The sequence below is a fragment of the Sulfitobacter sediminis genome, from assembly GCF_040811725.1.
Taxonomy (GTDB): Bacteria; Pseudomonadota; Alphaproteobacteria; order Rhodobacterales; family Rhodobacteraceae; genus Sulfitobacter; species Sulfitobacter sediminis.
On sequence record NZ_JBFNXX010000022.1, the window covers coordinates 36,659 to 43,259 of the forward strand.

The 6,601-nt window shown below is 55.4% G+C and carries 5 protein-coding genes; 4 read left to right on the forward strand and 1 reads right to left on the reverse strand.

Annotated elements, in window-relative coordinates:
• Window positions 1-127 precede the first annotated feature (127 nt).
• Genes dcm through AB2B41_RS19700 form a run of 4 tightly spaced genes read left to right on the forward strand, consistent with a single transcriptional unit; the run spans window position 128 to window position 4,307 of the window.
• A complete protein-coding gene (gene dcm, locus AB2B41_RS19685; protein ID WP_367879537.1) occupies window positions 128-1,354 on the forward strand; it encodes a DNA (cytosine-5-)-methyltransferase in 1,227 nt (408 codons plus the stop codon).
• Window positions 1,347-1,829 (forward strand): very short patch repair endonuclease, encoded by a 483-nt coding sequence (locus AB2B41_RS19690; protein WP_367879538.1) that lies wholly within the window; start codon window positions 1,347-1,349, stop codon window positions 1,827-1,829. The genes dcm and AB2B41_RS19690 overlap by 8 nt, the downstream gene beginning before the upstream one ends.
• Window positions 1,826-3,076: a type II restriction endonuclease gene (locus AB2B41_RS19695; protein ID WP_367879539.1), complete on the forward strand. Its 1,251-nt coding sequence runs from the start codon at window positions 1,826-1,828 to the stop codon at window positions 3,074-3,076. The genes AB2B41_RS19690 and AB2B41_RS19695 overlap by 4 nt, the downstream gene beginning before the upstream one ends.
• A 10-nt stretch (window positions 3,077-3,086) precedes the next feature.
• Window positions 3,087-4,307 carry a restriction endonuclease gene (locus AB2B41_RS19700; RefSeq protein WP_367879540.1) on the forward strand — a complete coding sequence of 407 codons (1,221 nt, stop codon included), beginning with the start codon at window positions 3,087-3,089 and terminating at the stop codon, window positions 4,305-4,307.
• A gap of 153 nt (window positions 4,308-4,460) precedes the next feature.
• On the opposite strand, the gene AB2B41_RS19705 is transcribed toward AB2B41_RS19700, so the two are convergent.
• Window positions 4,461-6,137: an adenylate/guanylate cyclase domain-containing protein gene (locus AB2B41_RS19705; RefSeq protein WP_367879541.1), complete on the reverse strand. Its 1,677-nt coding sequence runs from the start codon at window positions 6,135-6,137 to the stop codon at window positions 4,461-4,463.
• Between the last annotated feature and the right edge of the window lie 464 nt (window positions 6,138-6,601).

Consider the following 6,601-nt stretch of genomic DNA (forward strand, 5'->3'; position numbering starts at 1 on the left):
TTCGTAGTTTTTGCCCTGGATGCGGTATGGTCTTACAGAAAATCTACCATATGTCCGCAGAATGTTCTTGTTCAATGTGTGGGCCCCCGCCATAGTGTCAGAAAAATTCCCAGGGCGGTGAGTGGTGATGACGGACTTTGAGATCCTTCTCCGGAAGGCAGGCTATTCTGTACCCCAGGCAGCAAAGCACCTCGATTATTCAGAGGGTCATATTTATCGCTGGATCCGGGGCGAAGAGCGGCCGCGGGACGGGATCATCCGCCTGCTGGAGCTGGAAATCAACCAGCGGCGAGGGCCGGACAGCGGCGGCGGCTTCACCTTCATCGACCTCTTTGCCGGGATTGGCGGTCTGCGGAAAGCGATGGAGAGCGCGGGCGGACGCTGTGTCTTCACCTCAGAATGGGACAAATACGCGCAGCAGACCTATCTTGCGAACTTCCCAGACAACCGACCCATCGTTGGTGATATCCGCGAGGTCGATGCTGCGGCGATTCCGGATCATGATGTACTGGTGGCCGGGTTTCCGTGCCAGCCGTTCTCGATTGCTGGAGTCTCAAAGAAGAACGCGCTGGGGCGCCTGCATGGCTTTGATGACGAGACGCAGGGTACGCTCTTTTTCGATGTCCTGCGCATCCTGATGGCACATCGCCCGGCAGCTTTCCTGCTCGAAAACGTCAAGAACCTGAAAAGCCATGACCGGGGCCGGACGTTCGAGGTGATCCGCCGCAAGCTTGAGGACGACCTCGGCTATACCCTCCAGACCCGTATCATCGATGCCGCACACTACGTGCCCCAGCACCGCGAGAGGATCATTATTGTTGGGTTCCGGGAAGAGGTGCCGTTCTCTTTCGATGATATTGATCTTCCGAGGCGTGGGCACCGTGTGATGCGGGATATCCTGCACCCGGAAAACGGTCTGGAGGCGCCGGAGCGGCACTACACGGTCGGCGATGACGCCATCGTCAGCGACAAATACACCCTGACAGACAAGCTCTGGCAGTATCTCCAGGACTATGCAGCAAAACACCGTGCAAAGGGCAACGGCTTTGGATTTGGCCTCGTTGACGGCGACAGTATCGCTCGCACGCTGTCGGCCCGGTACTACAAGGATGGATCGGAAATCCTCGTCAGCCGCGGCGAGGGAAGAAATCCGAGGCGTCTGACACCGCGCGAATGCGCCCGCCTCATGGGCTACGACGAAGATTTCCGGATCCCGGTCTCCGATACCCAGGCCTACAAGCAGTTCGGGAACTCAGTCGCGGTGCCGGTCTTCGCCGAGGTTGCAAGGATCATGAGACCGCATATCCTGTGTCTGACCAGCAAGCAGGCGGAGCCGGTAAGCAGAGTTGGCTGATGTTCACGACAAGGCGACACGAAGCCGAAACATGGCGGCGATCCGGGGCGCTGACACCAAGCCGGAAATGATGATCCGCCGCGGGCTCCACGCCCGCGGTTTCCGCTTCCGGCTGCACGACCGAAAGCTGCCCGGACGCCCGGATCTTATTTTTCCGAAACATCACGCCGCGCTCTTCGTCCATGGTTGCTTCTGGCATGGCCACGGCTGCCATCTCTTCAAGTGGCCAAGCACGCGGGAAGAATTCTGGCGTCAAAAGATAGGGGCTAATGTCGCCCGGGATGAGACAAGCAAAACGGCGCTGCATCAGTCCGGTTGGCGCGTCGGGGTTGTCTGGGAATGTGCCTTGAAGGGGCGCCAGCGTCGGCCGGTCGATGAACTCCTGAATGCTGTATCCGATTGGCTTCATGCACCAGATGGAGACCTTAGCCTTCAGGGTTCTCCCAAAGATGAGGCGGTGGTGGTGTCCTCATGAAATTCGGTGTTCTGGCAGATCTCTTTGAGGGCGCCGGGGCCAAGGTGCTGACCGAGGTCGAGATTAACCGACAGCGCTCAAACCAGCACGAGTTCCAGGGCGTCAGCGGCTTCCGGGCCTTTCTGGGCACGCCAGCCGAAAAGCAGACGTTCTCAGCGACCTTCTACTGGCTGGAAGATGACGAGGACGCGGAACCCATCCAGCTGAACTCTTTTTGCACCTGGAGCGACGTCCGTCGCGGGAAGGAAGGTCGGAGCCCCGAGTACCACCTCTATTATGCGGCGGAGTCCGAGCCAGTGGTCCATCGGGCCCGGGTCGGCGATCAGGTTGTGATTGCCCGGACAAAAGATGGCAGACTGATGGTGCTGCTTACGCCAGAGGGGGCAACGATCGGTCAGCAGCTTTTGTGGCTCTTCGGGCTGGATCTTTTCGAGGGGAGATCTGTCGCGCGCCGCCTCAATCGCGATGACGCGGTTGAACTTGGCTTCGCGGCGCGAAGTGTACTTGCGGATCTGGGCTTTGAGAGAGAAGAGCCGGAGCCAGATGCTTTTGATCTGCTGATTGAGAAATTTGGGCGGGCATTTCCAGGAACCATTCCGCTCTCTGTGTTCGCCCGGGAAACCTTGCCTGATGTCGATCCGCTTGGCGACCCTGATGGTGCACTTGTTGCCTGGATGGAGCATGAGGAAGCGCTCTTCCGGCATCTGGAGCGTGAAATTGTTTCAGATCGCCTGAAGGCTGGTTTCATGGAGGCAGAGAAGGCGGATGTCGACGGGTTCCTGAGCTTTTCGCTGAGCGTCCAGAACCGGCGGAAATCCCGGGCAGGCTATGCCTTCGGACACCATGTTGAAGCCATTCTGCAGGCTCACGAGATCAGATACACGCGCGAAGCCACAACAGAGAAACGGAATGCTGCCGACTTTCTGTTTCCCGGCGAGGATGAATACGCCGACCGCCGCTATCCGGACGATCAGCTCGCTATGCTGGCCGTGAAAACAAGCTGCAAGGATCGATGGCGGCAGGTTCTGGCGGAGGCGGACCGTATCCGGAAGAAGCATCTGCTCACCTTGGAGCCTGCAATTTCCAAAATTCAGACAGCTGAGATGCGAGGTCAGGGCCTGCAGCTTGTGCTGCCCGCCTCATTGCACAGCACTTATCAGGTTGACCAGCGTGCGTGGCTCATGGGTGTCGGGGATTTCCTCGGTGCGGTCCGCGATCTTCGTGGGCAACAACGTCTTTTGATTTAAAGGGATTGTGATGAGCGGAGAGTTCTGGCGTGTAGGCCATCAACATCGGGATATTGGGCGGCGAACGGTTGGCGATGAGCTTCTATTTTGGCTCGACACGTCGGCTGGTACTATTAAGAATACCGGGGGCATTCGGTACAAAGATCCTGTTCAAAATGGGCCGTTGGACCCGGAAACCCGCCGAGCAATTCCTGCCTTCTTCGTTTTGGTTACTCGGGACATGTCCGCCCATCATCACAACCCTTGGGACGACGTCGTCGATGAAGTCGGTGGGAACATCTACTATTGGGGTGATGCGAAATTTTCGACGCGGGACAAGCTATTTAACCAATTCCCTGGCAATGCCCGGATCGAGGCGGCCAACAATCTGCGGCTTGCCGGCCGACTGGATGAGATGCCACCAATCCTGCATTTCTCAAAGCAGAAATCCGGCTGGCTGACATTCAATGGTCTTTGTGCCTTATCTGACGTCAGACATGCGTGGTTTGAGGACGAAGGGAAACCGATCAAGAATCTACGCATACTTCTTTCCATTCTCGACACCGAGACGGTTCCTGCAGAGTGGCTTCGGCAACGCGTCATTGCCAGCGATGTTCGTGAGGTCGACAGGAAACTTGCCCCCGAAGTCTGGCAGAAGGCAATCAAGGGTAAGATAGAACGGCGGCAGGTCTGGTCTTCTAAGGTTCGGAGCAAACAGCAACAGGTTCCGGCTGCCGGATCAGATGATGAGAAGGTCCTTGAAGAAGTTGCTGCACTCACGCCCGCTGAATTTGAGGCGTTCACCGTGGCCCTGATCGACAAGCTCCCGGACATCGTTCCAGGTCTGGAGCATCGCGTTACGCGAACCAGAAGGACCGGTGACCACGGCATCGACTTCTTCGGCATGTTTAAGATGCCATATCCAATTGACTATGAGATCGAGTTCCTCGGAGAAGCCAAACGCTACAAGACGGCTATCACACCGGATCAGGTTTCACGTCTTGTGGCACGGCTTGGGCGAGGCCAGTTCGGATTGTATTTTACGACCTCTTGGTACTCAGAACAGACACAGAGGGAGATTGAAGCGGATCGCTATCCTGTGCGCCTGTTTTCCGGGCAAGACATTGTCAACATACTCCGAGCCGGAGACTGCATCTCAGGCGAACGAATAAGGGCAGACTGGAAGGAGTTGGCCCTCGCCGAGGTTGAGGGCCATCGCGCCGACGGTCTCAGACCTACGTCTTTGTGGTGAATGCAGCTTCAGTGAGCCTCGTTGCGCAGTTTCTGGCGTGAATGGCTGCTTAAATGCCGAAAGCAGACCCTCGGGGGACCAGGCTCTAAGTCCGAGTTGCGGACGAAGCAGACCTCTTGTTTGATTTCTAATTTTGTAATCTAGCAATGTCAGCTATTCAGGAAGACCAGCCATTCGCAGCCCTTCAAAATAACGTTTGCCCCCTTCTGACCCACCGTAATCGTTCATGGCTTTCCAAGAAGAGATCGTCCGGTCTGGCACTAGTTCGCGGTACATTGCCAGCGCTGCCGCAGCTTTGTCAGACTGTTTTGAAAGCGCGTAAGCTGAAGCTAAGACCGCATGGAAAGTGGGGTACGTACTCGAAAGTTTCAGCCCCTCTTGGGCCACTGAAATGGCAAGCTTGTCATTGCCCATCTGGAGCGCTGCCAGAGCGCTGCCACCTCTCACTGGAACCGAATAAGGATGAAATTTTCCAAACCGCTCGAATTTTCGGAAGCAATCAAGAGCGATCGCTGTCTCCCCGCACCAAATCGCAGACCAAGCTGATATAGACAACACATTTGCGTCAGTGGGGTTGCGTCGGAGAGCACCGGCAATGGCATTCCGCAAAGGGGTGGCGTCCCTATTCGATTGAAAATCCGCCAGAGCGATCGCTACGCTGAGTATCGTGCTTTGGCCGACCAGGCGACGACCACGAGCAACCCAATCCTGGAACTGTTTCTTGTAAAAAGGTTCTACCGAGTCAAATCCTACGGTCATACCAGCGTATGTTGTCCAAATCGCTTCCCCGTAGGCATCGGCTAGCTCTGGGTCCTTTTCGATTGCAAGAGTGTAACTTGATAAAGAGTCACCGAATGAACGCGCATCGCCCATGCGTATTTGCATGAACCCCTCAACGAGGCATTCTTCGGCGGTTCGATCCTGTGGTGGAATACGTGCTAGACGGTCACTTTCCGCGTCCAGTAGTTTGCTTATGACTTCTAGTGATACGGCTTCACCTGTTGTGTCTTGCCAATCGAAACTTTCAGACAAGTTTCCATCATACTTGTTGGACCAGATCTGCCTGCCCATTGGCTCGAACAATCGGACTTCCAGTCGAAGGCGATCGTCTCGAGTTCGAAGCACAATTTTCATAAAGTAGTCTTGTGGATTGGGTTTTTCCCGAACGGCAACCGTCAACCAGCGAACCGCAGTCAACTTGTCATCAAGGTCACCTGTCAAACCCTCCGCCAGTTCCTGGACATCCATACGTTCGTCAGAAGTCGCAACAGGTGAAATCGACAGCTGTGAGTAACCGTTCGCACGTAATTGCCTGTTCTGCACCTTACGTTCGACTGTAGTTGCAGCCTTTGTCCAGATGCGAATGGGTCTGGCAATGTTCTTAAGCTCTTGATCGCCTTCATCATCAAACGAAGGTGTCAGAGTGCCATCCAAGCTCAGGTAGACAGAGTCAGAAATTGCTATGCCTCCAGGCTCAGCCCAAGCCTCCAATCTCGCTGCAACATTTACTCCGTCACCAAAGATATCATCCTCCTCATGGGTTATGTCACCAATGTGCACACCTATCCTTAGCGTGATTAAATTGTTGTCTGAGACCCGTTCCTGAGTTTGTATTGCGCAGTTCACAGCCTCTACAGCAGAGCTGAACTCAACCAACCACCCATCACCCATCGACTTAATAATCTTACCCCGATGACCTGCAACAGTCGGGCCAAGGACTTCTGCGCGGAACAGGCGCAAGGCAGCTAGCGCGGCAGCTTCGTCCGTGCCGACAATACGAGAGTAATCCACGATGTCAGCTGCTAGGATCGCTGCCAATCGACGTTTCATGGTCAACCCTTAGAGCTGCTGCAGAGTTTGAAATATTGCATGAATCCGAGCGATCTAAAACCCTTCAAAGCAGCAAGATTTGCTCAACAGATTCATCAACCGCTTCTTTGATGCCCAAGGTGTGCTTTGGGCTCTTCTGTGACATCCGAGTCTTTTCATCAGATGATCGGAAAGCTGCCGTCAGCGGCCACTCATGACTGGCTCTCGCCGCGGCAACGTCCGCTTTCGCGCTGCAACGACCGCCTTTGCCAACACCGGCCACTCGTTTTGACTACTTCCGATGTCTCAGTTGCGAACGAAGCGGTCCTCGAATTGCCTGCTTTGGAGCAAGTTCCCGCGTGCAGGAATGCAAAGCGACGAAAAGCGACTGCTTTCATTCTGGCATGGCCAGACTGCGTGAGTTAGCCTTCGTCCCCAAGGGAAGAGAGAATGGAACGTAGGCTTTCGGCAATTCTCGCGGCGGA